Annotated in this window: 19 protein-coding genes; 10 read left to right on the top strand and 9 right to left on the bottom strand. The window is 70.2% G+C overall.

Features of this window, described 5'->3' with window-relative positions; genetic code table 11:
• Window positions 1–101: 101 nt before the first annotated feature.
• Window positions 102–1,643 carry an NAD(P)/FAD-dependent oxidoreductase gene (locus NA3_RS19500; RefSeq protein ID WP_084491688.1) on the bottom strand — a complete coding sequence of 514 codons (1,542 nt, stop codon included), beginning with the start codon at window positions 1,641–1,643 and terminating at the stop codon, window positions 102–104.
• A 138-nt stretch (window positions 1,644–1,781) separates the two neighbouring features.
• Window positions 1,782–2,447: a TetR/AcrR family transcriptional regulator gene (locus NA3_RS19505; protein ID WP_128145205.1), complete on the bottom strand. Its 666-nt coding sequence runs from the start codon at window positions 2,445–2,447 to the stop codon at window positions 1,782–1,784.
• 87 nt (window positions 2,448–2,534) lie between these two features.
• Between NA3_RS19505 and NA3_RS19510 the strand changes: the two genes are divergently transcribed.
• Window positions 2,535–3,998 carry a cytochrome P450 gene (locus NA3_RS19510; protein WP_062965070.1) on the top strand — a complete coding sequence of 488 codons (1,464 nt, stop codon included), beginning with the start codon at window positions 2,535–2,537 and terminating at the stop codon, window positions 3,996–3,998.
• Between the two features lie 84 nt (window positions 3,999–4,082).
• Here NA3_RS19510 and NA3_RS19515 read toward each other — a convergent pair whose 3' ends face one another.
• A complete protein-coding gene (locus tag NA3_RS19515; RefSeq protein WP_084491741.1) occupies window positions 4,083–4,973 on the bottom strand; it encodes a serine hydrolase in 891 nt (296 codons plus the stop codon).
• A 126-nt stretch (window positions 4,974–5,099) separates the two neighbouring features.
• Window positions 5,100–5,306, bottom strand: coding sequence for a hypothetical protein (locus NA3_RS19520; protein WP_062965071.1), 207 nt, complete (start codon window positions 5,304–5,306; stop codon window positions 5,100–5,102).
• Window positions 5,307–5,669: 363 nt separating this feature from the next.
• Between NA3_RS19520 and recC the strand changes: the two genes are divergently transcribed.
• From recC to recD, 3 genes are read left to right on the top strand one after another with little or no spacing between them, the layout of a single operon-like run.
• Window positions 5,670–9,089, top strand: a complete 3,420-nt coding sequence (recC, locus tag NA3_RS19525; protein ID WP_062965072.1) for an exodeoxyribonuclease V subunit gamma — start codon at window positions 5,670–5,672, stop codon at window positions 9,087–9,089.
• Entirely contained in the window at window positions 9,086–12,841 is a 3,756-nt protein-coding gene (locus NA3_RS19530) for a UvrD-helicase domain-containing protein (RefSeq protein WP_227995255.1), read from the top strand. Before recC ends, NA3_RS19530 begins: the two co-directional genes overlap by 4 nt.
• Window positions 12,838–14,718, top strand: coding sequence for an exodeoxyribonuclease V subunit alpha (gene recD, locus NA3_RS19535; RefSeq protein WP_062965073.1), 1,881 nt, complete (start codon window positions 12,838–12,840; stop codon window positions 14,716–14,718). Before NA3_RS19530 ends, recD begins: the two co-directional genes overlap by 4 nt.
• A 21-nt stretch (window positions 14,719–14,739) precedes the next feature.
• Here the strand turns inward: recD and NA3_RS19540 are convergent, their stop codons facing one another.
• Entirely contained in the window at window positions 14,740–15,444 is a 705-nt protein-coding gene (locus NA3_RS19540) for a TetR/AcrR family transcriptional regulator (RefSeq protein WP_227995253.1), read from the bottom strand.
• A 131-nt stretch (window positions 15,445–15,575) separates the two neighbouring features.
• On the opposite strand from NA3_RS19540, the gene NA3_RS19545 reads away from it, so the two are divergent.
• Window positions 15,576–17,144: a succinic semialdehyde dehydrogenase gene (locus NA3_RS19545; protein ID WP_062965074.1), complete on the top strand. Its 1,569-nt coding sequence runs from the start codon at window positions 15,576–15,578 to the stop codon at window positions 17,142–17,144.
• Between the two features lie 36 nt (window positions 17,145–17,180).
• The gene (locus NA3_RS19550) at window positions 17,181–18,008 is read left to right on the top strand and encodes an SDR family NAD(P)-dependent oxidoreductase (RefSeq protein ID WP_062965075.1); all 828 of its coding nucleotides are present in this window, start codon (window positions 17,181–17,183) and stop codon (window positions 18,006–18,008) included.
• Between the two features lie 31 nt (window positions 18,009–18,039).
• Here NA3_RS19550 and NA3_RS19555 read toward each other — a convergent pair whose 3' ends face one another.
• On the bottom strand, window positions 18,040–18,555 hold the full coding sequence (locus tag NA3_RS19555) for an NUDIX domain-containing protein (RefSeq protein WP_063917606.1): 516 nt from the start codon (window positions 18,553–18,555) through the stop codon (window positions 18,040–18,042).
• 84 nt (window positions 18,556–18,639) lie between these two features.
• On the opposite strand from NA3_RS19555, the gene NA3_RS19560 reads away from it, so the two are divergent.
• The 3 genes from NA3_RS19560 (at window position 18,640) to NA3_RS19570 (ending at window position 21,901) form a co-directional block, all read left to right on the top strand.
• Window positions 18,640–19,812: an SPFH domain-containing protein gene (locus NA3_RS19560; protein ID WP_062965077.1), complete on the top strand. Its 1,173-nt coding sequence runs from the start codon at window positions 18,640–18,642 to the stop codon at window positions 19,810–19,812.
• A gap of 426 nt (window positions 19,813–20,238) precedes the next feature.
• Window positions 20,239–21,393: a TFIIB-type zinc ribbon-containing protein gene (locus tag NA3_RS19565; protein WP_063917608.1), complete on the top strand. Its 1,155-nt coding sequence runs from the start codon at window positions 20,239–20,241 to the stop codon at window positions 21,391–21,393.
• A 1-nt stretch (window position 21,394) separates the two neighbouring features.
• Window positions 21,395–21,901 carry a hypothetical protein gene (locus tag NA3_RS19570; protein ID WP_062965079.1) on the top strand — a complete coding sequence of 169 codons (507 nt, stop codon included), beginning with the start codon at window positions 21,395–21,397 and terminating at the stop codon, window positions 21,899–21,901.
• Window positions 21,902–21,911: 10 nt separating this feature from the next.
• Here the strand turns inward: NA3_RS19570 and NA3_RS19575 are convergent, their stop codons facing one another.
• Complete coding sequence (locus tag NA3_RS19575; protein WP_227995248.1) at window positions 21,912–22,733, bottom strand: putative protein N(5)-glutamine methyltransferase; 822 nt, start codon at window positions 22,731–22,733, stop codon at window positions 21,912–21,914.
• 43 nt (window positions 22,734–22,776) lie between these two features.
• Entirely contained in the window at window positions 22,777–23,649 is an 873-nt protein-coding gene (locus NA3_RS19580) for a YdcF family protein (RefSeq protein WP_062965080.1), read from the bottom strand.
• A gap of 180 nt (window positions 23,650–23,829) precedes the next feature.
• On the opposite strand from NA3_RS19580, the gene NA3_RS19585 reads away from it, so the two are divergent.
• Complete coding sequence (locus tag NA3_RS19585) at window positions 23,830–24,678, top strand: bifunctional 5,10-methylenetetrahydrofolate dehydrogenase/5,10-methenyltetrahydrofolate cyclohydrolase (RefSeq protein ID WP_062965081.1); 849 nt, start codon at window positions 23,830–23,832, stop codon at window positions 24,676–24,678.
• On the opposite strand, the gene NA3_RS19590 is transcribed toward NA3_RS19585, so the two are convergent.
• Window positions 24,679–25,410 (bottom strand): L,D-transpeptidase, encoded by a 732-nt coding sequence (locus tag NA3_RS19590; protein ID WP_308189524.1) that lies wholly within the window; start codon window positions 25,408–25,410, stop codon window positions 24,679–24,681.
• Between the last annotated feature and the right edge of the window lie 130 nt (window positions 25,411–25,540).

Genomic DNA, 25,540 nt, shown 5'->3' on the forward strand with positions numbered 1-25,540 from the left:
GCCGGGATTCGATCGCGCTCGGCGGGCGACACGAATGCACAAGGGCCGCAAGCGCATCGGCTCGCGGCCCTCGGTAGTGCGGTGGTGGAACGGGCGGGCGGTCAGCCCGCCTTCGGATGCGACGAGCCGGAGGCGGTCGACTCGCTGGAGGCAGTGGACTCGCTGGTGCCGGAAATGGGTTCGCCTGCGCCCGAGGCCTTGTCGCCATCCGGGGTCGTGGCCGCTGGCTTCGCCGCGGGTTCGCCCGGTGCGGCGGGGGGCGTCGTAGTGCCGATCTCGGCCTGCACCTCCCGGGCATCGGTCTCGTTGCCGTTCATGGCCTCGAGCGCGAGCCGGGCGAAGACCCACTGCTCGGTGGCCGCCATCTGCCCGCGATTGCGGCCGAGGAAGGCGACGAACCACTGGAACACCGTGACGGTCCGGCTGCGGTAGCCGATCAGGTAGTACAGGTGCAGGACCAGCCAGATGAGCCATGCGAGGAAGCCGGAGAACTCCAGCTTGCCGATCTGGCAGACGGCGTTGAACCGCGACACCGTCGCCATGCTGCCCTTGTTGAAGTACTTGAACGGCTTGCGCTGATCGGGGGTCTGCTTCCCGGCGACCTCGGCCTTGATCTGCTTGGCCGCGTACGTCGCGCCCTGGATGGCGCCCTGGGCCTGTCCGGGCACACCGGGCACCGCCATCAGGTCACCGACGACGAAGACGTTCGGATATCCCTTGATCGTCAGATCCGGTTCGACCACGACCCGCCCGGCCCGGTCGGTCTCGGTGCCCTTGGACCGTTCGGCCAGCATCTTGCCCAGTTCGCTGGCCTGCACGCCGGCCGACCACACCTTGCACGCCGATTCGATGCGCCGTTCGGTGCCGTCCTTGTCCTTGACCGTCACACCACGGGCGTCGACATCGGTGACCATGGCGTTGAGCTGGATCTCCACGCCCATCTTCTCGAGCCGGCGCTGCGCCTTGCCGCCGAGTTTGGGACCCATCGGCGCGAGCACCGCGCCGGCGCCTTCGACCAGCAGGACGCGAGCGTCGCGCGGATCGATGTTGCGGAAGGTCCCGACCAGGGTGCGGTCGGCGAGTTCGGCGATCTGGCCGGCCAGTTCGACGCCGGTGGGGCCCGCCCCGACCACGACGAACGTCAGGAACCGGTCGCGCTCCTCCTGGGTCTTGGCCAGTTCGGCCTCCTCGAACGAGCCGAGGATGCGCGCACGCAGTTCCAGCGCGTCGTCGATGGTCTTCATCCCCGGCGCGTAGGTGGCGAAGTGATCGTTGCCGAAATAGGACTGCTGGGCGCCGGTGGCGACGATGAGGCTGTCGAAGGAGGTGACGGTGTCCTGGTTGAGCAGTCTCGACGTCACGGTCTTGTTCACCAGGTCGATATCGTGGACCTCACCCAGGATCACCTGCGTGTTGTGGTGTTTGCGCAGCACGATGCGGGTGGCGGGGGCGATCTCACCGGTGGACAGGATGCCGGTGGCGACCTGGTAGAGCAGCGGTTGGAACAGGTGCGTGGAGGTCTTGGAGATCAGTACGACATCGACGTTGTCGTGCTCGAGATGTTTGCACGCGAACAAGCCGCCGAAGCCGGATCCGATCACCACCACGCGGTGGCGTCGGTTCTCGACAGTTTCGGTTCCCATCAGCGCTCCTCGCCGGACGTTCGGTCTACGACAGGCTCAACGGTAGTCGGCTGCCCGGAGGCAGTCACGACGAGCACCGAATGTCGGCGCGTCCGCACCCCGGGCCCGAGTTTCGGCCCGCGTGGGGCGGGTATGCGATCACTTCGGCACCGGCTCGGCGGCGCCCACCAGCGGCCCGACGAGGCGGTCGCCGCCGATGCTCTCCACGGTCGGCCACAGGAAGGCCGCCAGCTGGTCGACGAATTCGGCGCGGGAGCGAGTCGGCTGCTGCATCCAGGCCTCGGCCGACATCAGGATGGCGCCGACAGTGGCGGTCGCCCAGATCCGCGCCAGCGCCGGATCGGCGTCGAGACGACGCAGGATGATGTCGAAAATCGATGTCGCCCAGTCGGATACGCGGGTGAAGAACGGCCGGTGCTCGGCGTCGCCGCGCTCGAGCCGCTGCATCATCACGTGGTGCAGATTGGGATTGGCGTCGACGAAATCGCACATCAAGGTCACCACCGCCCGCAGCAGTTGCCGGGCGGGCAGCGGCTGGGCCAGCAGCCTGTCGGCGGCGGCGATGATCGCGTTCATATGCCGCTCGGCAAGGGCGTCGACCAGCGCCGAGAGATCCGGGAACACGGCGTACACCGCGGTGCGGGCGTAGCCGGCCTCCGCGGCGACCTGTGCGATCGTCATCCGCGATCCGGAGCCGGCCACCACCCGCTCGGCCGCGTCGAGGATTTCCGCGCGCCGGCGGTCCGGATCCCGGGGCGGCCCGGGCGGGCGGCCCGGGCGCCGAATTTCTGTGTCCCTTGTCACAGCGCGATCCTACCTCTAATGTACGAGGTGTACTTTTCTTGCGGCCGGGCGGCGTGGCGCGGTCGCTGTGTTCGGGAGGCATCTGTCATGGTCAGCGTCGACCCGCGTCCCTCCGGCGCCGAACGGGAGAACATCGGCTTCATCGAAATTCCGGACAGTCATCCGATCGACCGGCTGCTGCACCGATTACCGGCCCGTGAGCAAGTGTTGGCGACACCGCCGCGGACCAGTGCGGCGGCGGCCGTACGCGGCGACGCCGGGCTGCCGGTGCTGGGCCGCTCCCTGCAGTATCTGCGCTGGGGCCCGGCCGAGATGTACGACCGATACCGCCGCTACGGACCGGTGAGCTACAACAAATCCTTCGGTGTCGACCGTGTCCTGATCGCCGGTCCGCAGGCCGTCGACGAGGTACTCGGCAAGCGGCGCAATGATTTCGGGCAGGGCTGGGACTTCCTGATCGGCTCGTTCTTCCGCCGCGGACTGCTGCTGCTGGAGTTCTCCGAGCACATGTTCCACCGGCGCATCATGCAGCAGGCCTTCACCCGCGAGCGGCTGGAATCACATCTGGCGCAACTGAGTCCGGTGGTCGAGGCCGCGGTCGAGCGCTGGAGTGCGGGCGATGCGCGCACTCTGCGGCTGTATCCGACGGTGAAAGATCTCACTCTCGAGATCGCCACCGAAACCTTCATGGGGGTCGACGCCGGACCGCAACGCCACCGGCTCGGGCAGGCCTTCCTCGATTGCACCCACGCACCGCTGGCGCTGGTGCGCTATCCGGTGCCCGGTGGTGCGTGGCGCGCCGGACTGCGCGGGCGCAGGAAGCTCGAGGAGTACTTCACCGCGATGGTGCCGCAGAAGCGCCGCGAAGAGGGTGCGGACTTCTTCTCCGCGCTGTGTCACGCCCGCACCGAGGACGGTGCGGCGTTCTCCGACGCCGACGTGGTCAACCACATGATCTTCCTGATCATGGCCGCCCACGACACGACCACCACCACCGCGACCTCGGTCGCCTACTACCTGGGCCGGCACCCGGACTGGCAGCAGCGGGTGCGCGCCGAGGCGCAGGCGCTGTTCGACGAACTCGACGGCGCGCCGCCGACGATCGCCGACCTGGACCGCCTGCGCGATCTGGATCTGGTGATCAAGGAGAGCCTGCGGCTGGTGCCGCCGGTGCCGGGCCTGGTGCGCCGCGCCGTGCGCGACACCGAGGTGGCCGGTCACTACATTCCGGCCGGCACCCACGTCGATGTCGCCTACGGTGTCAACCACCTGATGCCCGAATTGTGGTCGCACCCCGCGCGTTTCGATCCGGAACGATTCACCGAGGGCCGGCGCGAGGACAAATCGCACCGGCTGGCGTGGATGCCGTTCGGCGCGGGAGCGCACAAATGCATCGGCATGCATTTCGGCACCCTCGAGGTGAAGGTCGTCATCGCGGCGATGGTGCGTGCCTACCGCTGGCACATCCCCGACGACTACCTGATGCCGTGGGGCTTCAACACCATCCCGTTCCCGCGCGACGGGGCTCCGATGCGGCTGTCGCGGCTGTGAAGTCGATGCGGCTCGCCGCGGTGACCGCGATGCGGCTCGCCGCGGTGACCTCGATGCGGCTCGCCGCAGTGATCCCGCTGCGGGTTACCGGCCGGCGAACAGCAGCTGCGCCACGTGCGTGGTGGTCTCCTCGCCGTCGGTGTAGCCGCCCTGGTCGCCGAGGGAATTCATCACCGCGAGGGTGTAGCGCTCACCGGGACCCGCGAAGCCGACCGAGTTGACGACCCAGCCGCCGTTCTCGTCGGACCAGCCGTTCTTCAGGCCGGGATGCAGGGCATCGCCCGCGCCCCACACGCCCCAGTGCTGATTGGTGTCGACCTTGCGCATCCGGTCGAGCAGATAGCCGCGATCGTCGGGATGCATATGGTCGAGCACGTTGTTCATCAGCCGATCCAGATCCGACGGCGCGCACTGCTGAAAACCCCAGTCCGGGAACAGATGTCCGTTGCCGTTGGTCGGGCGCGGCACCAGGCCGGTCATCCCGTTGGCCCGGAAGGCGTTGTTGAACGCCTGCCGGTCCGGGCCGGCGTACTTGTTCCACAGGAAGTCCGCCGCGGCGTCGTTGGAGGTCGCCAGCATGGACTCCATCTGGGTGCGGTCCTCGGGCGTCAGCGTGATCGCGCCGACGCGCGCCCGGTTGAGCAGATCCTCGGCGATGGCCAGCTTGATCGTGGAGGCGGTCCAGAACAGGGTGTCGGCGTTGCCGTTGGCATAGGTGCCACCGGTGACACGGTCGCGCACCACATAGCCGGTGACGCCGGGCCGGGAGGACAGATAGTTGTCGACGGCCGCGATCCGGCTGCTCATATCGCAGTCGAAGCCGTCGCGGCAGCCCTGCATGCGCAGCGGGACGGCGGTGGCCGGAGCGGGGTCCAGCACGGGGGTGCCCGCCATCAGCGCGGCGGCGACGACGCAGGCACCGGCGGCCAGGCGAGTGGTTCGAATGCCGCGGGACGCGGTCCGGGGATAACGCACGGTGAGCCACAATAGCCACAAATGCGCCGTTCACGCACGTCTTGAGCTCGACCTGCGGATGTGCTAGCTACGCGGAGATCGTTGCAGGCCAGCGCATTTCGGCCATATCGACCGCAACGGCGCAGGTCAGCGGAAGGCTGCGAGCAATTCCTCGACGCTGCGGCCGTTGAGCCGATAGCAGTGCTCGAACGCTTCGGAATGCCGGTCGCGGGCCCAGCTGTGCAGCACCACGCCGCGGCCGTAGTGCCGGGAGTTGATCAATTCCCACGTCTCGCCCGATCGCCGTACCGTGAACCCGGATCTGGGTACGAGGGGGACCACCGTCGCAGACATGTTTCGAACCAGCCTTTCGATACCGCTTCTCCCGAAACCTCCCCGCAGAGCACTGTGGCACATGGCGAACCCGGTGCGTGGGTGACACGCGGTGGCGAATTGCGTTCGCAATAGCCGAATGGTCATGATGGCCGGATTCGATTGTGTTGCCGAATGTTTGGTGGGATGCTGCGAAGGGCGGCAAATCGGTGGTAACGGGCGTTGCCCGGTCGGTTGCGGGCGGCTCGCGCCACGGCATTCGCGGGGTGCGGCGCTCCGAGGCGGGTCGGTGCCGCCGGGGGCGGTGGCCGGGTTTGTAGGATCGTGCGCGCCGCATCACCGCGACAACGGATCGCGCGCGAGGGACAGAGAGGCGGTGCGCAGGTGCTGCACATCCATCGGGCCGAGTCGGCGCGCACGCTCGCCGACGCGCTCGCCGCGATGCTGTCGCACCCGCTACCGGACCCCTTCGCCGCCGAGGTCGTCGCGGTCGGCGCGCACGGAGTGCAACGCTGGCTCAACCAGCGGCTCGCGGTAACCCTGGGCGCGCGAACCGGTGACGGCGTGGCCGCCAACATCGACTATCCGACCCCGGCGGCGCTGGTCGCCGACATCTCGGCCGCGGCCTCCGGCATCGCCGCCGACGCCGACCTGTGGGCACCCGACCGGCTGGTGTGGCCGATGCTGGCCGCGATGGACGCCGCAATCGGCGAGCCGTGGGCGGCGGTGCTGGCCCGCCATCTGGGCGTGGGCGCGGGCCCGGCCGAGGCATACCGGGCGGGCCGGCGGCTGGGCACCGCGACACATATCGCGACCCTGTTCGACAATTACGGCACGACCCGCCCGACATTGATCACCGACTGGGCGGGCGGCGCCGATACCGACGGCTGCGGTGCCGAGCTGCCCGAGGACCTGCTGTGGCAGCCGCGGCTGTGGCGGCGGGTGCGCGAGACGATCGGCATCCCCGCACCGGCGCAGCGGCTCGACACCGTGTGCCACCGGCTGCGCACCGATCCCGCGAGTATCGATCTGCCGCAGCGGCTTTCGATCTTCGGACTGCCCCGGATCCCGGCCGCGCAGCTCGCGGTGCTCGAGGCGGTGGCCGAACACCGGGACGTGCACATCTGGCTCGCCCATCCCAGCCCGGCACTGTGGGAACGGCTGCGCGGGTCCGATTCGGAGGGCGTCGAGGTCGCCGCCGCGACGGGGCCCACGGGCGCCGCGACGATCGTGCGCACCCGTCGCGCCGCTCCCCGGCGAGTGGTCGCCGAACCGATCGCCCGGCATCCGCTGCTGGCAGCGCTGGGCCGCGACGTGCGGGAAGTGCAGAACCGGGTATCCACCGTCGAGTTCACCGACCGGCACCATCCGCCCGGTCCCGAGCGCGCCGATACCGGAGATCGTTCGGGCACACTGCTTTCCGAGGTGCAGCACGCCATCCGCGCCGACCACTGGCCGCCGGTCGCGCGCGAGGGTGACGACAGCGTGCAGATCCACGCCTGCCACGGCCCTGCTCGGCAGGTGGAGGTGTTGCGCGATGTTCTGCTCGGCCTCTTCCAGCGCGATCCCACCCTCGAACCGCGCGACGTGATCGTGCTGTGCCCCGATCCCGACGGCTTCGCACCGCTCGTGCGGGCGGCCTTCGGCCAGGGGCCCGCCGCTCTCGACGACCCCGACGCCAATCCCGCGCACGGCTTGCGGGTCCGGCCCGCCGAACGCAGTGCGGGCGCGGCGAATTCGGTGCTCGCGGTGCTGGAGGATCTGCTGGCGCTGGCCGAGGGGCGGGTCGGTGTCACCCAGGTGCTCGACCTCGCCGCGACCGAACCCGTCCGATACCGCTGCGGATTCGACGACGACGATATCGAGCGGCTGCGCGAATGGGCCGCCGAAACCGGCGCTCGCTGGGGGATCGTGCAACGGCAGCGGCAGGCCTTCGGCCTCGCCGAATTCGGCCAGAACACCCTCAACGCGGCCGTCGACCGCATTCTGCTCGGCGTCGCCGCCGGGGAATCGGGCGAGGACTGGCTGGATCTGGCCCTGCCGCTCGACGACGTCGACTCCGGCGACGTGGACCTGGCCGGGCGGTTCGCCGAATTCGTCGATCGGCTCGCGGTCTGCGTGCGCGATCTGAGCGGGCCCACCCCGGCCGAACCCGCCGGCACGCCGCGACCCGCGCGGCAGTGGTTGCAGATTCTGCACCGCGCACTCGATCTGCTCACCGACCTGCCGGCCGCGGCGGCCTGGCAGGGAGTGCAGGCACGGCGGGAACTCGCCGCCGCGTTCGAACACGCGGACGCGGCCGAGTTGCGGCTGCCCGATGTGATCGCGGCCTTGCGGGCGCGGTCGCGGGCCCGGGCGCCGCGCTCGAACTACCGCACCGGCGAGCTCACCGTGTGCGGGCTGGCGCCGATGCGGTCGGTCCCGCATCGGGTGGTGGTGCTGCTCGGGCTCGACGACGAGGTGTTCCCGCGCACCGGCGGCATCGACGGCGACGACGTCACCGCGCGGGAACCCCTTGTCGGAGAACGTGATCCGCGCAGCGAGGACCGTGGTCTGCTGCTCGACGCCGTCCTCGCCGCCGAAGACCGTCTCGTCGTGCTCTACACCGGCGCCGATCCGGTGACCGGAACGCCCCGGCCACCGGTCACACCGCTCGCGGAACTGATCGACGTGGTGCGCGCCCACCGCGGCACCGGCGAGGTGGTGCGGCGTCATCCGCTGCAGGCCTACGACGGCCGCAACTTCGATGCGCGCGACCCGTTCGGTTTCGACACCCTCGCGCTGGCCGCCGCCCGTGCCGCGGCCCGCCCCGCGCAACCGAGTCCGCCGTGGCTGCCCGGCCCGCTGCCCGCCGTGGCGCGCACGGATGTGGAACTGGCGGAACTGGTGTCGTTCGCCGAACATCCGATCCGGGCCTTCCTGTGGCAGCGCCTGGGCATCCGGGTGCCGGAGGAGGACGAGGACATCGACGAACGCCTGCCCATCGAACTGACCGGACTGGCGACCTGGAATATCGGTGAACGCATGCTGGCGGCCCGGCTCACCGGCGCCGACCCGGCCGCGCTGCGGGCCGCGGAATGGCGGCGCGGCACCTTGCCGCCGTTCGGTCTCGGCGCGGCGGTGTTGGCCGAGGTGGAATCCACGGTCGACCGGCTGGTGCAGGTCGCCGCGCCATTGCAGCAGGCACCGGCGCGCACCATCGATGTCGCGGTGGATCTGGGATCGGGGCGGCGGCTGACCGGGACGGTCGCCGATGTGCACGACGACGCGGTCGTGCGCGCCACCTATTCGCGGCTGGCGCCCAAGCATCGGATGGCGGCGTGGGTGCGGCTGCTGGCGCTGGCCGCCACCGAACGGCACCAGAGCTGGCAGGCGGTGAGCATCGGGCGCGGCAAATTCGGTCGACCCGCTTGGCGTTCGTCGCTCACCGCACCGGCCCCCGCGCTCGCGGCGGACCTGTTGCGCGACCTGGCCGACCTGCGCGAGGAGGGTCTGGCCGAACCGCTGTCGTTCGCGCCCTCGGCATCGGCACTGTATGCCGAACGCCGTTGTCGCGGAGCGGATCTCGACTCCGCGCGCGCGGCCGCGGAGGAGGAGTTCTACGGCGGGCCGAAGGGTCCGCGCCCGTTCGGCGACCACACCGACCGCTATCTGACCTACATCCGGGGACCCGAACCGAGCTTCGAGCAACTGGAAACCCCGCTGCCCGAACCGGACCGGTACGGCGAGAGCACCACATTCGGCTCGGTGGCCCGCCGACTGTGGAATCCGCTGCTGGCCAACGAATCCCAGGGGCAGCCATGACCGAGGAACTGTTCCCCGTCACCGATCTGCGCACCGCGGAAGCGCCGGCGCACACCACCACCCGCCGCCGGCGCACTCGCGATGCCGACGAATCGGCCGATGCCGCCGAACTTTTCGCTGTCGACGAGGTAAGTCCAGGGAACGGGACGGACCTTCCCGATTCGGCCGGCAAGCCCTCCGATGCCGAGGCGGCGGATGTCGGCGCTTCCGACGCGGTAGATGCCGAGGCGGCCGATACGGTCGGCACCGAAGCGGTCGATACCGAGGGTGCGTGCGTCGACGCGGCCGACCGCACTGTCCCGGAAATGGCCGTGCGATCCGTCGACGTGGAAGCCGAACCGGCGCCGGCCCGCTCGCCGTCGAACCGCCGTAACACTGCCTCCGGAAGTCCCGGGCGCAGGAACGTCCGGGGCATCGCCACACGGGGCGCCGCGTCGTTCGGGCAGTTCGACCTCTGCGGTGAATTGCCCACGGGGACAACCGTTCTCGAGGCCAGCGCGGGCACCGGCAAGACCTATGCCATTGTCGGGCTGGCGGTGCGGTTCGTCGCCGAGGGGCTGGTCGACATCTCGCAGTTGCTGCTGGTGACCTTCAGCCGGGCGGCGACGCAGGAGTTGCGGGAGCGCACCCGGGAGCGGTTCGTCACGGTCGCGGCCGCGCTCGACGATCCCGAAGCCGCGCGCGCCGGAACCGACGAGCTGATCGCCCATCTGGCCGATGCCGACCCGGCCGAGGTGGCGCGCCGGCGCCGGCGGCTGGTCGCCGCGCTGTCGGATTTCGACGCCGGCACCATCTCCACCACGCACGGGTTCTGTCAGCGCATGCTCGACGAACTCGGCATCGAGGGCGAACACGATCCGCGGGTGCGGCTGGTCGAGGGCATCGAGGAACTGGTGAGCACGGTCGCGGAGGATCTCTATCTGGCCCGCTATGCCCGCGGCGGTGCGCCGATGCCGGTGCGGCAGGCGCTGTCGCTGGCGGCGGCCGCGGTGGCGGACCGGCGCGCGCGGCTGGTGCCGGGGGAGGAGCTCGGCGATCACCCGGCGGCCGAGGCGGCGGCGTTCGCGGCCGCGGTGCGCGCGGAAGTCGATCGGCGCAAACGGCTTTCGGGCATCCGCGACTTCGACGACCAGCTGGTGCTGCTGCACGACGTGCTCGCCGACCCGGTCCACGGCGAGCGCGCCTGCCGCCGTATCCGCGACCGCTTCCGCGTGACGCTGGTCGACGAATTCCAGGACACCGACCCCTTGCAGTGGGACATCCTGCGGCGGGTCTTCCACGACCACACCACCCTGGTGCTGGTCGGCGATCCGAAGCAGGCGATCTACGCCTTCCGCGGCGCCGAGGTCCTCAGTTATCTGGACGCGGTCGCCCACGCCGGCACCCGTCGCGAACTGGACACCAACCGCCGCAGCGACGCGGGTCTGCTGGCGGCGCTGCACCACATGCTGGGCGGCGCGGCCCTGGGACATGCGCAGATCACGGTGCCGCCGGTCACGGCGGTGCGGCCGCGCAGCCGGCTCGCCGGGCCGGAGGGCGCGGCGGTTCCCTTGCGGCTCAGATGTTTTCCCCGCCAGGGCGCCGGACCGTTGAACGGCAGCGGATTTCCGGTGGTGGGCCGCCAGCGCGATCGCGTGGCCACCGACCTCGCCGCCGATATCGTCCGCACCCTCGAGTCCGGGGCGCGGTTCGGCGACCGCGCGCTCGGCCCCGGCGACATCGCGGTGCTGGTCCGCACCCGCGCGCAGATCGACCTGGTGCGCGCGGAACTGGATCGCGCGGGTGTCGCGTCCGTCCTCGCCGGGGGCGCGAGCGTGTTCGCCACCCGCAGCGCCACCGACTGGCTGTGGGTGCTGCGGGCGCTGGAACAACCGCATCGCGGCGACCGGGTGCGGCTGGCGGCCACCACGCCGCTGCTCGGCCTGTCCGCCGCCGACATCGACGCCGGTGGTGCGGATCTGGTGGGCCGGCTCAGCACCCAGCTGCGCGATGCGGCCCGGCTGTTCGCGCGCTCGGGTTTCGCGGCCGTGTTCGACCGGCTGTCCGCCCAGGCCCAGCCCGCGCCGCGACTGCTGGCCCAGAGCGGCGGCGAACGACGCCTGACCGATCTGCGGCATATCGCGCAACTACTCGACGAGGTCGCCGCGCGGGAATCGCTCGGGCTCACCGCGCTCACCCGCTGGCTGGCCGACCGCGTTCGCGATCCGGCCTCGGGCGCCGTCGCGGGACGCAGCCGCCGCCTCGACCGCGACGCGGCCGCGGTGCAGATCGCCACCGTGCACGCCAGCAAGGGCCTGGAATTCCCCGTCGTCTATCTGCCTTTCGCGTGGGACGGCGCGAAGAACCCCAATCCGTCGACGCTGCTGTTCCACGACGGCGACGAACGAGTCCTCGACGTCGGCGGCCCGGAAGCGCCCGGTTACGCCGAGCACCGCCGCCGCTGCGAGGCCGAAGAGGCAGGCGAGGAGCTGCGGCTGCTGTATGTCGCGCTGACCCGGGCGCAGTGCCAGGTGGTGGCCTGGTGGGCGCCGGCCTACGGTACGGCGGCCGCACCGCTGCACCGGATGATCCTGGGTCGCGCCCCCGGCAGCGCGGAGGTGCCGGCGCGCAGCGAGGTGCCCGCGGATCCGATCGTGCTGCAGCAGTTGCGTGAATGGGCCGCGGCGGCCGGGCCCGGCCTGATCGAGATCGAGCCCGTCCGCGCGGCGGTCGAGGCACAACTGCGCACCGAACGCGGCCATACCGGCGATACGGCACTGGCGGCCGCGCGGTTCACCCGGTCCGTCGACCACGACTGGCGCCGTACCTCGTACTCGGCGCTCACCGCCTCGGCTCACGAAGTTTCCCATGGTGCAACGGATTTCGTGGCGCCGGATACCGTCGAGGGCGGCGCCGACGAGCCGCTGTCGCCCGCGCCGGAACTCGGTCCCGGCCTCGGGGGCGAGGACGAGTTCGCCGGCGCGCCATTGTCGTTGATGAACGACCTGCCCTACGGCGCCGAATTCGGCACCCTCGTGCACGGCGTGCTCGAGCTGGTCGACACCGATGCCCCCGATCTGGCCGCCGAGGTCCGGCTGCGCTGCGAACAGGCCGTCGAGCAACTCATGGCCGATATCGATCCCGGCGCCCTCGCTCACGCGCTCGTCGCGGTGTTGCGCACGCCGTGTGATCCGGTCGCGCTGGCCGATATCCGCTCCCGGGATCGGTTGAACGAACTGGAATTCGAGTTGCCGCTCGCGGGTGGTGACGACCCGGTGGCGCAGCGGGTGACGGTCCGGCGCATCGGCGCCCTGCTGCGCAAACATCTGCGGTCCGACGATCCGTTCGCCGGCTACGCCGATGCCCTCGACCTGCTCGACGATATTCCGCTGCGCGGGTATCTGACCGGAAGTATCGACGCGGTGCTGCGGACCGACGGCCCCCGCTTCCTGGTCGTCGACTACAAGACCAATCGGCTCGGCACCGGTGAGCTGACCGTCGCGCACTACCGGCGCGACCGCATGGCCGAGGAGATGACGCGTTCGCACTATCCGCTGCAGGCGCTGCTGTATTCGGCTGCGCTGCACCGCTATCTGCGCTGGCGGTTGCCCGGCTACGACCCGGCTCGCCACCTCGGTGGGGTGCGCTATCTGTTCGTGCGCGGCATGATCGGTCCCGCCACCCCGCCCGGCCACGGCGTCTTCGACTGGGACCCACCGGCGGAGCTGATCGTGGCGCTGTCGGATCTGCTGGCCGGTCAGGAGGGCGGATGACGGCGATTGCTCTGGCGCAGCGCGCCACGGGACTGTTGCGGACCTTCAACACCGCCGGTGTGCTGTCGGCGGCCGATGTGCACGTGGCGTTGCGGCTGGGCCGGCTCGGCGGTGAATCCGGGGAACAGGTGCTGTTGGCCGCCGCCCTCGCGGTGCGCGCGGTGCGGTCGGGGTCGGTGTGCCTGGAGCTGCGGCGCATGCACGAAATCGGCGTCGACGGTGAGGGTTTCGATCTCGGCGACGCGGAGCCGATCGATCCCGCTCTGCTGCCCTGGCCTGATGTCGACAGCCTGTGTGAGCAGTTGCGCGCGAGCCCGCTGGTGTGCGGCAGTCCGGCCGGACCGCTGTGCCCGCTGCGGCTGGTCGACTCCGAGGGCGGGCCGCTGCTGTATCTGGATCGCTACTACCGGCAGGAACAGACGATTCGCGAGGTGCTCGCGGAGCGTGCGCACGGCCATCCGCTCGTCGACCCGGACACCGTGCGCCGCGAACTGGACCGGCTGTTCCCCGGCACGGGCGGGCCCGGCGCCGCCCCGGACCGCCAGCGCATCGCCGCCGCCGTCGCCGCCACCAGCTGGACCACGGTGGTCGCCGGTGGCCCGGGTACCGGCAAGACCCACACCATCGCCCGCATTCTCGCACTGCTGGTCGCTCATCAGCGCGCCGTCGCCGACACGGCCCCGCTGCGTATCGCGCTGGCCGCCCCGACCGGCAAAGCCGCTGCGCGCCTGCAGGAATCGGTGCGCGAACAGGCCGGCGATCTCGACCTCCCGGAACTGACCGCGGCCACCGTGCACCGGCTGCTGGGCTGGCAGCGCGGCGGTACCACCCGCTTCCGCCATCACGCTCACAACCGGCTGCCCTACGACGTCATCGTCGTCGACGAAACCTCCATGGTGTCGCTGACCATGATGAGCAGGCTGCTGCCGGCCGTGCGCCCGGACGCGCGGCTGGTCCTCGTCGGCGACCCGGACCAGCTGGCCTCCGTCGACGCCGGCGCCGTCCTCGCCGATCTGGTCGCCGGGCCCGTGGCCGGCCCGCCGAATCCGATCCTCGAGCAGATCCTGGACACCGGTTCCGGCCCGGTGGCGGGTGCCGAGGATCTCAGCGAACGTGAGCGGAACCGCTTGCGCGGCGGCATGATTCGTCTCACTCGCGGCCGCCGGTTCGGTGGCCGGATCGCCGATCTGGCGGTGGCGGTGCGCGCCGGGGACGCCGAGACCGCGCTGGCGCTGCTGCACGACGGCGGCGCGGAACTGTCCCTGCACGAGCCCGACGAGATCGCCGATGTGCGCGCCGACGTGGTGCGCGCCGCGCGCGAATCCACCGCCGCCGCCGAGGCCGGGGACGCCGCGGCCGCGCTGCGGGCAATGGAATCGCATCGCCTGTTGTGTGCGCACCGGCAGGGGCCGTTCGGTGTCGAACGGTGGGACCGGATGGCCGGCGGCTGGGTGGCCGCGGCCGGCATCGGGACGGAAACCTTTGCGGGACAGTGGTTTCCCGGACAGCCACTGCTGGTGACCGCCAATGATCACGAGGCCCGCATCTACAACGGCGACACCGGCGTCATCGTGCGGTCCGCCGACGGTGGCCTGCGCGCCGCGCTGCAGCGCGGCAGCGAACCGTACCTGGTGCATCCCACCCAATTCCCGGGGGTGACCACGGTGTACGCGATGACCATCCATCGCAGCCAGGGCAGCCAGTACGGTGCGGTGACGATCGTGCTGCCGGGCCCGGAATCGACGCTGCTGACTCGTGAACTGCTCTACACCGCGATCACTCGCGCCCGGCAGCGGGTCCGCATCATCGGTACGGCGGAGGCGCTGGAGGCCGGGATCTCGCGGCGGGTGCTGCGGGCCAGCGGGTTGCGCGGCTGATCCGGGTCGCCCCTGCCGGTTTCACTCCGGTGCGGGCAGGAAGATCCCCGGAATCGTCAGCGCGAGTTCGACGTCCTCGCGCCGCCCCAGCGTGACCAGCACGGTGCGGATCATCGTCAGCCGGGCCTCGGCGACCGCGTCGGGATCGGGCTCCGCGCCCGGCGCCGTGGCCAGCGACACCTGGTAGACCACGAAGGCACAGACCTGCAGCGCGGTGTCGAGATCCAGCGGTGCGGGCAGTTGCCGGCCCAGCACCGCGAACTTCTCCCGCACCAGCGCGCGGATGTCGTCGAAGGCCTGCTCCCGGTACGCCGAGACCGGTGAGGCCGGATCGTGCAGCTCCGCGAACACCGGCCGCAGCATCGGCCCGTGCCCGCGGGCCCAGTCCAGGTAGGCGTCGATGATGCCGATACCGAGTGCCACGGGCTCGTCGGACTCCTCCAGTGCCCTGCGGATGCCGCCCACCAGTCCCTCGTTGGACTGGGTGAGAACCACGTCGAGCGGGGCAGTGGCGTTGGCGAAGTAGCGGTAGAAGGTGGGCCGGGAAATCCCGGCCTGTTCGATGATGCGGGCGACACTCAGTCCGCGCGAACCGAATTCGGTGAACACCGCGGCGGTGGCGGCGACGATGCGGGAGCGCACCTCGTCGGCCTGGGCGGGCGTCTGCGGCGGCCGGCCTCGGCGAGCAGCGCCGTTGTGAGTGGTGACCATCCCGTCCTGCGGCATCCGTGGTGCCTCCCTGATCGGTCGTGCGGACTTGACAGTGCCCGGCATCGCCCCATTAATCTAACATCGGTGTTAATCTAACACTGGTGTTCAACAAATTGTTGGGCATCTGCCGACCGAGAGGGCCGACAATGACGACCGCCCCAGACCTCGCCGCCCCGGCCCTGCCGCAGGAGTTGGTGGACCGCCTGCTCGCGCACGCCACCGCGGGTGGCGCGCCCTCGGTCGCGGTCTTCGCCCCGGCCACCGGCGCGAAGATCGCCGATCTGCCGCAGTCGTCCACCGCCGATATCGATGCCGCCTTCGCGACCGCCCGCAGCGCCCAGCAGCAGTGGGCGCGGGTTCCGGTGCGCGAACGCGTCGCGGTGCTGCGCCGCTTCCACGATCTGGTCCTGGCCGAACAGGACACCATCCTCGACATCGTGCAGACCGAGGCCGGCAAATCCCGCGTGCACGCCTTCGACGAGGTGGGTGACGTGGCGGTCAACGCCCGCTACTACGCCGCCACGGCCGAACGACTGCTGGCCTCGCGCACCCCGCGCGGTGTGCTGCCGGTGCTCACCAAGGTGGAGGTCCGCAACCGGCCGAAGGGTGTCGTCGCGGTGATCTCGCCGTGGAATTACCCGCTGGCCCTGGCCGCCTCCGACGCGCTGCCCGCGCTGATGGCCGGTAACGCGGTCGTCGCGCGACCGGACAACCAGACCGCGCTCACCGCCCTGTGGGCGATCGACGTCGCCGAACGCGCCGGTCTGCCCGCGGGTCTGTGGCAGGCGGTGCTGGGCCGCGGCTCGGTGATCGGCGGCGAGGTGATCGCGCGCGCCGACTACGTCGACTACACCGGTTCCAGCGCCACCGGCCGCACCATCGCCCGGCAGGCGGGGGAGCGGCTGATCGGCTACTCGCTCGAACTGGGCGGCAAGAATCCACTGCTGGTGCTCGCCGACGCCGATGTGAGCGCGGCCGCCAAGATCGCGGTGCGCGCCTGTTTCGCCTCGGCCGGGCAGCTGTGCGAATCCATCGAGCGCGTCTATGTGCACGACCGTGTCTACGATCGCTTCGTCAGCGAATTCACCGCCGGCACACAGGCTTTGCGGCTCGGTTCGGCACTCGACTACTCCTACGAGATGGGTTCGCTGACCTTCGCGCGCCAGCTCGACACGGTCACCGAACACGTCCGGGACGCCGTCGCCAAGGGCGCGACCGTGCTGGCCGGTGGCCGTGCGCGGCCGGACCTCGGCCCCTACTTCTACGAGCCGACCGTGCTGGCCGGGGTGCGCCCGGGGATGACGGTCTATCGCGAGGAGACCTTCGGCCCGGTCGTCTCGATCTACCGCGTGCACAGCGACGACGAGGCCGTCGAGCAGGCCAACGACACCGCCTACGGCCTCAACGCCAGTGTGTGGAGCCGCGATACCGGACGCGCCCGCGAGATCGCCGCCCGCATCCACGCCGGATCGGTGAACGTGAACGAGGGTTTCATCGCCGCGTGGGGCAGTGTCGCGGCCCCCTCGGGCGGGCTCGGCATCTCGGGCAGCGGCCGCCGCCACGGTCCGGAGGGACTGCTCAAATACGTCGACACCCAGACCATCGCGGTCCAGCGCGCACTGCCGATCGCGCCGCTGCCGGGCATGTCGGAAGCGCTGTGGGCGAAGACCATGACGCTCTACTTCGGCGCGATGAAGGCGTTGCGGCAGAAGTGATCTCGCCCGCTCGGGCACATCGGAAAGGGAACGAACATGGATACGGTCGCGGGCAAGCGGGTGCTGATCACCGGCGCGGCGATGGGCCTGGGCAAATCCTTCGCCCAGCGGGCGGTGCGCGAACAGGCCGCCGACGTGGTGCTGTGGGATGTCAACGAGACCGCGCTGAAGCAGACCGCGGCCGAACTGTCCTCCGGATCGGTGAGCCGGGTGCACCACTACGTGGTCGACGTCTCCGACCAGCAGTCGATCGTCGACGCCGCGGCCGCGGTGCGATCGGAGGTCGGCGATATCGACGTGCTGGTCAACAACGCCGGAATCGTGCGCGGCAACGGCTACTTCTGGGAGACCGAGAACCGCGCCGACATCGACAAGACGATGGCGATCAATTCGCTGGCGCCCATGTACATCGCGCTGGAATTCCTGCCCGCGATGGTGGACCGCAAGACCCCCGCTCGGGTGCTGAACATCGCCTCCTCGGCGGCGCTGGTGTCCAATCCGCGCATGAGTGTCTACGCCGCGTCCAAGTGGGCGGCGCTCGGCTGGTCGGATTCGGTGCGCCTGGAACTCGAGCAGTCCGGCAACGAGCACGTGAAGGTCACCACGGTGTGCCCGACCTACATCAACACCGGAATGTTCGACGGCGCCAAGGGTTTCTGGTTCACGCCGATCCTGGAGCAGGAAGAGGTCGTCGACACCGCGTGGCGGGAGATGAAGAACGGTGCGGCGCTGGTCGTGCTGCCGTGGACCTCCCGGCTCAACCGCGCCATCTCCGGTCTGCTGCCGCTGAAGGTGCGCGACTACTACCTGAACAAGGTGGGCGTGTACCACTCGATGGACGAATTCACCGGCCGCAAGTCCTGAGGCCCGGCAGATTCCCGAGACTTCGCCGGGTTCAGGAGGCTTCGCCGGTCCGGTCGCGCCACGGCAGCGTGACCGGCTCGGTCGGAATCCGTCCCGCCAGCAGCTCGCCGAGCAGCCCGGTCAGACCGAGCGGATACACCTGCTGATCGGTGCTCGCGAGCTCGTCGGCACTCCACCAGCGGAATTCATCGATGGCGGTGCTTTCGTAGCTCAGCAGACCGCTCGTATCCAGGTCGGCGCCGGTGGTGGGCAGCCGGTAGAAGAAGTAGTCCTCGCGGAACATGCCCGACAGCCATCCCGGAATATCCAGATGCCCGGCGGCCACCGCCACCTGCGGTCCGAGATCGGCTGTGCCGACTCGCAATCCGGTCTCCTCACGCAGTTCCCGTGCCGCCGCCTCGGCGGGCGATTCCGCCGCGTCGATGCCGCCGCCGGGGGTGATCCAGTACAGCGGATCCAGCGTGCCGCGATAGGCGATGAGCAGAATCCGGTCGTCGGCGTCCGCGAGAATCACCCGTCCCGATCTGCGCACGTATCGCTGCTCCACAACGCCTCATGCTAGCGGCCGCGGCGAATCCGTTTGTGCCATACTCTGCGCGGCGGAATGCGCCGAGGGAGGACGGAAGTACGCATGGGCCTGATGGACAAGATCCGCGGTGAATTCGTCGACATCATCGAATGGCTCGACGATACGAATTCCACGCTGGCGTGGCGGTTCCCGCGCTACGACAACGAGATCAAGAACGGCGCCGAACTGATCGTGCGCGAGGGCCAGCAGGCCGTCTTCGTCTACCGGGGGCAGCTCGCCGACCGGTACGAGCCCGGCCATTACGCCCTGACCACGGAGAACATGCCGATCATGTCCACCCTGCAGGGGTGGAAGCACGGGTTCAACAGCCCGTTCCGGTCGGAGGTGTATTTCGTCAACACCCGGCCCGTCACCGATTTCCGCTGGGGCACACCGCAACCGGTGACGGTGCGCGATCCCGACTTCCGCATGGTGCAGGTCCGCGCCAACGGCACCACCATCGTCAAGGTGGTCGACCCGGCCGTCTTCCTGCGCCAGGTCATCGGGACCGAGAGCGTGGTCGACATGGAGCAGATCACCGATCTGCTGCGGCGCACCGTCGCGCTGGCCTTCTCGGATATGGTGCTCGCCACCGGCCTGGGCGCGATCGATCTCCAGGGCCGTCAGGTCGAATTGTCCGACAAGCTGCGCGAATTCGTGGCGCAGCGGGTGGCGTCGTTCGGACTCGGTGTCGACGCGGTCACCATGACGATCTCGCTGCCGGAGGAAATTCAGCAGGCGATGACTCGCGGTGTGGCCCGCGGCGTCGAGGCCAGTGGATTCGCCGACAACGTCCGCGATCCGAACCGGTACCAGCAGGTGCAGGCGGCCGACGCGATGCTCGCCGCAGCGCAGAATCCCGGCGGCGGTGCGATGGGCGCGGCGATGCAGGCCGGGATGGGCGTGGCCCTGGGCGGGCAGATGGCGGGCGCGATGCAGGCCGGATTCGCGCAACCCGCCGCCGGCTATGCCCAGCCGGGCTACGGGCAGCAGCCACCGCCGCTTCCGGGGCAGCAGCAGTTCCACATCGACCTCGACGGACAGGCAGCGGGTCCGTTCCCGGTCGACCAATTGCGCCAGTTCGTCGCCGCCGGCCGCCTCACGCCGCAGACGAACGTCTGGACCACCGGCATGTCCGCGTGGGCCGCGGCCTCGACGGTCCCCGCGCTGCAACCGCTGTTCGGTGGTCCGCCGCCGCTGCCCGGCACCCCGCCCCCGCCGCCTCCCGCCGGCTGACCGCACCTGAGCCGAACCGGGGGACAGATGAATCACCCACGCCCACAACCGAACCCGTCTCCGGTGCCGCCACCCCTCCCAGGCCGCGGCGAACCCGAGGGCACGCCGCCGCCGCGGCCACCCGCGCCGGCCGGCTATCAGCAGCCGGAGGGCATGAGGCCGCCTCCGATGCCGTCGCCCGAGCAGGGCGGTTACCGCGCGCCGGGGACGATACCGCCACTCATGCCGAGCGGTGGTTATCGCACGCCGGACGGTATGACGCCGCCACCGCCGGGCGTTCGGGCCGAATACCCTGACCCCGTCACCGGCCGTCCCGGGCCACCGCCGGGCATGACGCCGCTCGGTCGTGGGAGCTACGCGCCCGGCGGTTTCGGGGATGGGCCGCCGCCTCCGTCTGGGGTTCCGCAAGGTGCCGCAGATCCGGCGATGCTTCATCGGACCGAGCTCACTCGTACCTACCCCTGTGGCGCGTGCGGCGGCCAGCTGGTGTTCGATATCGCCGCACAGCAGTTGCGGTGCCCCAGTTGTGGCAACTACTCACCGCTGTCGGCGCCGCGGACACCGGTCGTCGCGCGGGATCTGCGGCAGGCGATGGGGGAGTTGCGTGCGCTGCAGGCTGTGACCACCGGGCCCCAGATCACCGGGGATCGCGAGGTGAAGTGCCAGAATTGCGGTGGCACAACCACCTTCGTCGGCAGCCTGACCGCGACGCGCTGCCCCTACTGCACCACGCCGATCCAGCGTGACGACGTGCACAATGCTCCCGCCCGGTTACCGGTCGACGGTGTCGTCCCCTTCCGCGTCGACGAGAAGGCAGCGCGCGACCGCGTCGAGAAGTGGGTCGCCGGACGGTGGTTCGCGCCGACCGCGTTCAAGAAGTACAAGCGGCTCGGTTCGCTGGCGAGCGTCTACCACGCCTATTTCACCTACGACGCCGACGTGCACACGTGGTATCGAGGCGAACGCGGCGAGGAGTACACCGAACGGTACTGGGACGACGGAGAGCTGAAGAGCCGCACCGAAATTCGCTGGTATCCGGCGATGGGGGAGGTCGGCAACCGGTTCGACGATCTGCCGATCCTCGCCAACGACATCGACGACGCCGCGCGCGTCGCCGAACTCGAACCCTGGCCGGTCGCGGAGGCCACCGGCTATTCGCCGGAGTACGTCGCCGGTCATCTGGCCCGCACCTACGATCGCGACGCCGAGGAGATGTTCCCGGTCGCCCGCACGCGGATGGAGAAGGTCATCGAGCAGACCGTGCGCGAGGACATCGGCGGTGACCGCCAGCGCATCCACGATCTGCGCTCGAGCTGGAATTCGCTGGCCTACAAGCACATTCTGCTGCCGATCTGGCTGCTGACCGTGGTGTACGCGAACACTCCGTTCCGGGTCTACATCAACGGCCTGACCGGTGAGGTCGTCGGGCAGCGGCCGTGGAGCAAGGTCAAACTCGCCGCCTTCGTCACGGTCGTCACGCTGCTGATCATCGGCGCGGTGGTCGCGCTGTCGATGTGGCACGGCGGGGGAACCCACCATCACAGCACCGGCCACACCACCGTCGTCCACCACGGGAGCTGACATGTTCGTGCTGCTACTGCTCGTGCTCGGCCTCGTGGTAATCGTGGGCGGGGTCGTCGCGATCGGGCTGGTGGCCCTGGCCCATCAGCGCCGCCGCATCGCCGCCGAGAACCAGGTGGTACCGGGCACCGCCACCCGCGCACCGTCCTCGTGGGCGCGCTCGCACGACCCCGAGGCCCGCCTGCACCGCCGCCTGCGCGATGCGATGACGGCGTTGCGCGCGGTGACGGCCTACGACACGGCGGCAACGGTCACCCTCCGGGCCGATCTGGAACAGTCGGCACTGGCTCTCGACGACCACTTGGTCGCGATATCGATGCTGCATCCCGACGCGCGGACCCCGCAGCTGGCACAGGCCGACCGCGCGGTCGCGGCGGTCGAGGCGGGTGTCGCCGACTACGCCACGGCCGCAACGCAACCGGATCTCAGCGCGCTCGAGGCCGATCTGGCGGGGGTGCGGGCGCGGTTGCGCACGGCCGACGACCTGCGTCGAGGCATCGGCGCCTAGCGTCCACCGCTCAGCCGGCGGGTCTGGTTCCGCACACTACTGTCGCTCCGTAGTCGGACGATTCCGCGATCGCGGGGCGCAGCCCGGCTGCCGCGACGATCGCGGTGGCGGTATCGATCTGGCCGGTGGCGATTTCGACCAGGACCCAGCCGCCGATGCTCAGCCACCGCGCGGCAGCGGCGGCCACGCGGCGCAGCACGTCGAGTCCGTCGGCGCCACCGTCGAGGGCGGTGCGGGGTTCGTGGTCGCGGGCTTCCGGCGGCATCTGCGCGATCATCGCGGTCGGCACATACGGGGTGTTGGCCAGGAGCAGATCCACGCGTCCGATCAGTTCGCCGGGCAGTGCGGAAAACAGGTCGCCCTGAAAGACCTGCCCGCCCAGCGGCTCCAGATTGCGCCGCGCGCACGCCACCGCGGCGCCGTCGATATCGGCGGCGACCAGCTCGACGTCCACTCCGCCGGCGCGCAACGCGGTCGTCGCCGCCAGGCCCAAAGCGCCTGAGCCACAACACATGTCGACCACGGTGCGCCGATCTCCCGGCCGGGCGGCGGTGCGTTCGAGGGCTTCGTCGATCAAGAACGCGGTGCGTTGCCGCGGCACGAATACGCCGGGGTCGAGCGCCACCCGCACGCCGCGGAAGTCGGCCCAGCCCACCAGGTGTTCGAGCGGTATGCCGTCGGCGCGTCGTGCGACGAGCGCGGAGAGCTCGCCGGGGGAGGAGGCGGCCTGCCGCAGCAGCGCCGCTTCCTCCTCGGCGAAGACGCATCCGGCGCGGCGCAGCGCGGCCACGACCGCGTCGGTGTCGGGATCGTGGGCTTCGAGGTCGATCACCTCACCATTGTCGGCGCGGCGTCAACCACGTTTTCCGCGCGAACTAGCGGGCCGACGGCAGCAGGAAGGTGCGGGTCGCGTCGAGATAGATGCCGCGCTGGGCGGCCTTGCTCGGCGGCGGCAGCTGCGACACCAGCTGATCCAGCGAGGTCATCGCTCCTACCACGCGGGTGCCGGCGACGATGAAATCGGCCACCGCGCGGCGGATGTGGTTCGGTGAGGTCACCACGACCGCACTGGTCGCGCCGGCGTCCTGGAGCATCCGGGTGCTGAACAGTGCGTTCTGCACGGTCGACGTGGCGCGGTCCTCGACCAGCACGCGGGAGGCGGGGATGCCGTGGCCGATCAGCCAGCCCGCCATCGCGGCGGCCTCCGGCACTCCGTTCTGCGGGTTGCCGCCGGTCACCACGATCGGCGACATCGGCGCCGCGATCGCCTGCAACCACGCCGCGGTGAGCCGGTTGACCAGTTCGGGGCGCAGGCTGCCGTCGGGGAGCAGGCCGTAGCCGAGCACCACGATGCCGGTCTGCGGGCCGACCAGCGCCGGCAGCGGATTGGGCAGGGTGCCCACGGCCGCGCCGATGGCGCCGATGAGATTGCGGGCGCCCTGGGCCATGCCGGGATCGATGGCCGCCAGCCGGTTGAAGGCGGTCTCACGCGTGACCAGATCGCCGGTGTAGTCGGACCAGATGCCCTGCAGAGCCAGCGCCTGCGCGTCGTCGGGTGTGTTGTCCAGCAGTGCGCGCAAATCGGCCAGACCTGCCGCGTCGTTGCCGTTGACGAAGTTCTCCTGGGCAGAGTTGTACAACGGCGCCGGTCCGTCGGCGGCCGTGGCCGTCGCGGTGAGTGGTCCGGCCAGCAGCGCGGCCGCCGAGGCCGCGACGAGAAGATGTTTTATACGTCTGGCGATGTTCACTGCAGTTGTCACCTTTCCGGGCGAGCGGGATCCCGCGTGGGTGGGGTGGGGCGTGGGCACAGCCGTGCCCACCATACGACCCGAATCGGTGAGGGCCCCGGATTTGCCCCCGCTCGAGTCTGCATTCGCGGGGGTGGCGGCGGCCGTCGGCGCTGGTGTGCGGCCCGATAGGGTTGCCGGGTGGACACCCTATCGCTGACCGGCAAACAACTCGCCGCCGACCTCAACGCCGAGACGAAGAACCGCGCCGCCGCACTGGCCGAAGCCGGGGCCGCCCCCCGCCTGGTGCTGGTGGTGGCCAACGACGATCCGGCCAGCGGGTGGTATGTCAATTCGCTGCAGCGCGCGGCCGCTCGGCTCGGAATCGACTGCGAGACAACCGATCTCGGCGCGCAGGCGAGTGCCGCCGAGATTCGAGAGGCGCTGGCGAAGCTCAGCGAGGACCCCGCGGTGCACGCGGTGATGCTGCAGACTCCGCTGCCCGCCGGTGTGGAACTCAACGACGTCAGCTCGGCCATCGCCGCGGCCAAGGATGTCGACGGCGTCAGCCCGCTGTCACTGGGACTGCTCGCCGCCGGACTGCCCGGATTCCCTCCCGCCACCTCACAGGCGGTGGTGGAGCTGGCCAAACATCACGACATCGCGCTGGCGGGCCGGCACGTCGCGGTCGTCGGCCGTTCGAACGTGGTCGGCAAACCTTTGGCACAACTGCTGCTGGCCGAGAACGCGACGGTGACGGTGTGCCATTCGCGGACCACGGACCTGCCGGCGGTCACCTCGGCCGCCGATATCGTGGTCGCGGCGGCCGGGCGGGCCGGCCTGATCGGTGGTGATCATGTGCGCGAGGGCGCGGTGGTCATCGACGTGGGTACCAACGAGGGACCCGACGGTGGCATCGTCGGCGATGTGGACGCCGCCTCGGTCGAGGGCCGGGCCGCGGGACTGAGCCCGGTGCCCGGCGGTGTCGGACCCGTCACCACCGCGCTGCTGATGCGGCACGTGGTGGAGGCGGCCGAAGCGGCGCGCTGATCACCAGTGGGTGGTCACCGGATCGCCCACACTCACGTTGTCGTAGTACCACTCGGCATCGGCGGGAGCCAGGTTGATGCAGCCGTGGCTGACATTCGAATTCCCTTGCTGACCGACCGACCACGGCGCCGAATGCACGAAGACGCCGCCCGAGGTGAGCCGTTCGGCGAATTCGCCGGTCAGGTAGTAGCCCTCCGGGTCGTCGAGCGGAATGCCGATGGTGCGCGAGTCGAAGATGATGGTGCGGTCCTTCTCCATCACGGGGAAGGTGCCCACCGGGGTCTCGCGTCCGGGCTTACCCATCGAGGCCGGCATGACCCGTGGCGCCTGCCCGGGAATGAATACGGTGAACGTATGCGCCGACATGTCGGCATCGGCGCTGGTCCCGCCGTCGGTCCGGAATTCGGACCGGGCGTTGCCCGCCGTCACGGTGAATCGGGCATCGGCCGGCAGGTATCCCGTGGAGTTCCAGACCAGTTCCCGGTCGTTGGTCCAGGAGAACGTTCCGGCCTGCGCGCCGACGTGTACGGACCGTTCGGCGCGGGCGCGATCGGTGACGGGTGCGGTGAATCGGACGGTGACCGGATGGGCGATGCCGACGACGGCGCCGTTGCCCGGTGAGATCGAGGCCACGGGTGTGGTCTGTGGTGTGGCCAGCACCGCTGCCGCGGTGCCCGTGGTGACTGCGGCCAGTGCTGCGATGACTGTCGCCAGGAACAAATGACGCATCATGTTCCTCATGGCTCCACCCCCTCAGGTGGTGTGTGTATCAGGACCTCGATCCTAGTTCCGGATGATCATGGTCGCCGGAATAGTTTTCGCTTCGTAACGACAGTTACGGTGTGGCAAACCGAGGTTCAGC

Source organism: Nocardia africana NBRC 100379 (assembly GCF_001612635.1).
In the GTDB taxonomy this organism is placed as follows: Bacteria; Actinomycetota; Actinomycetes; order Mycobacteriales; family Mycobacteriaceae; genus Nocardia; species Nocardia africana.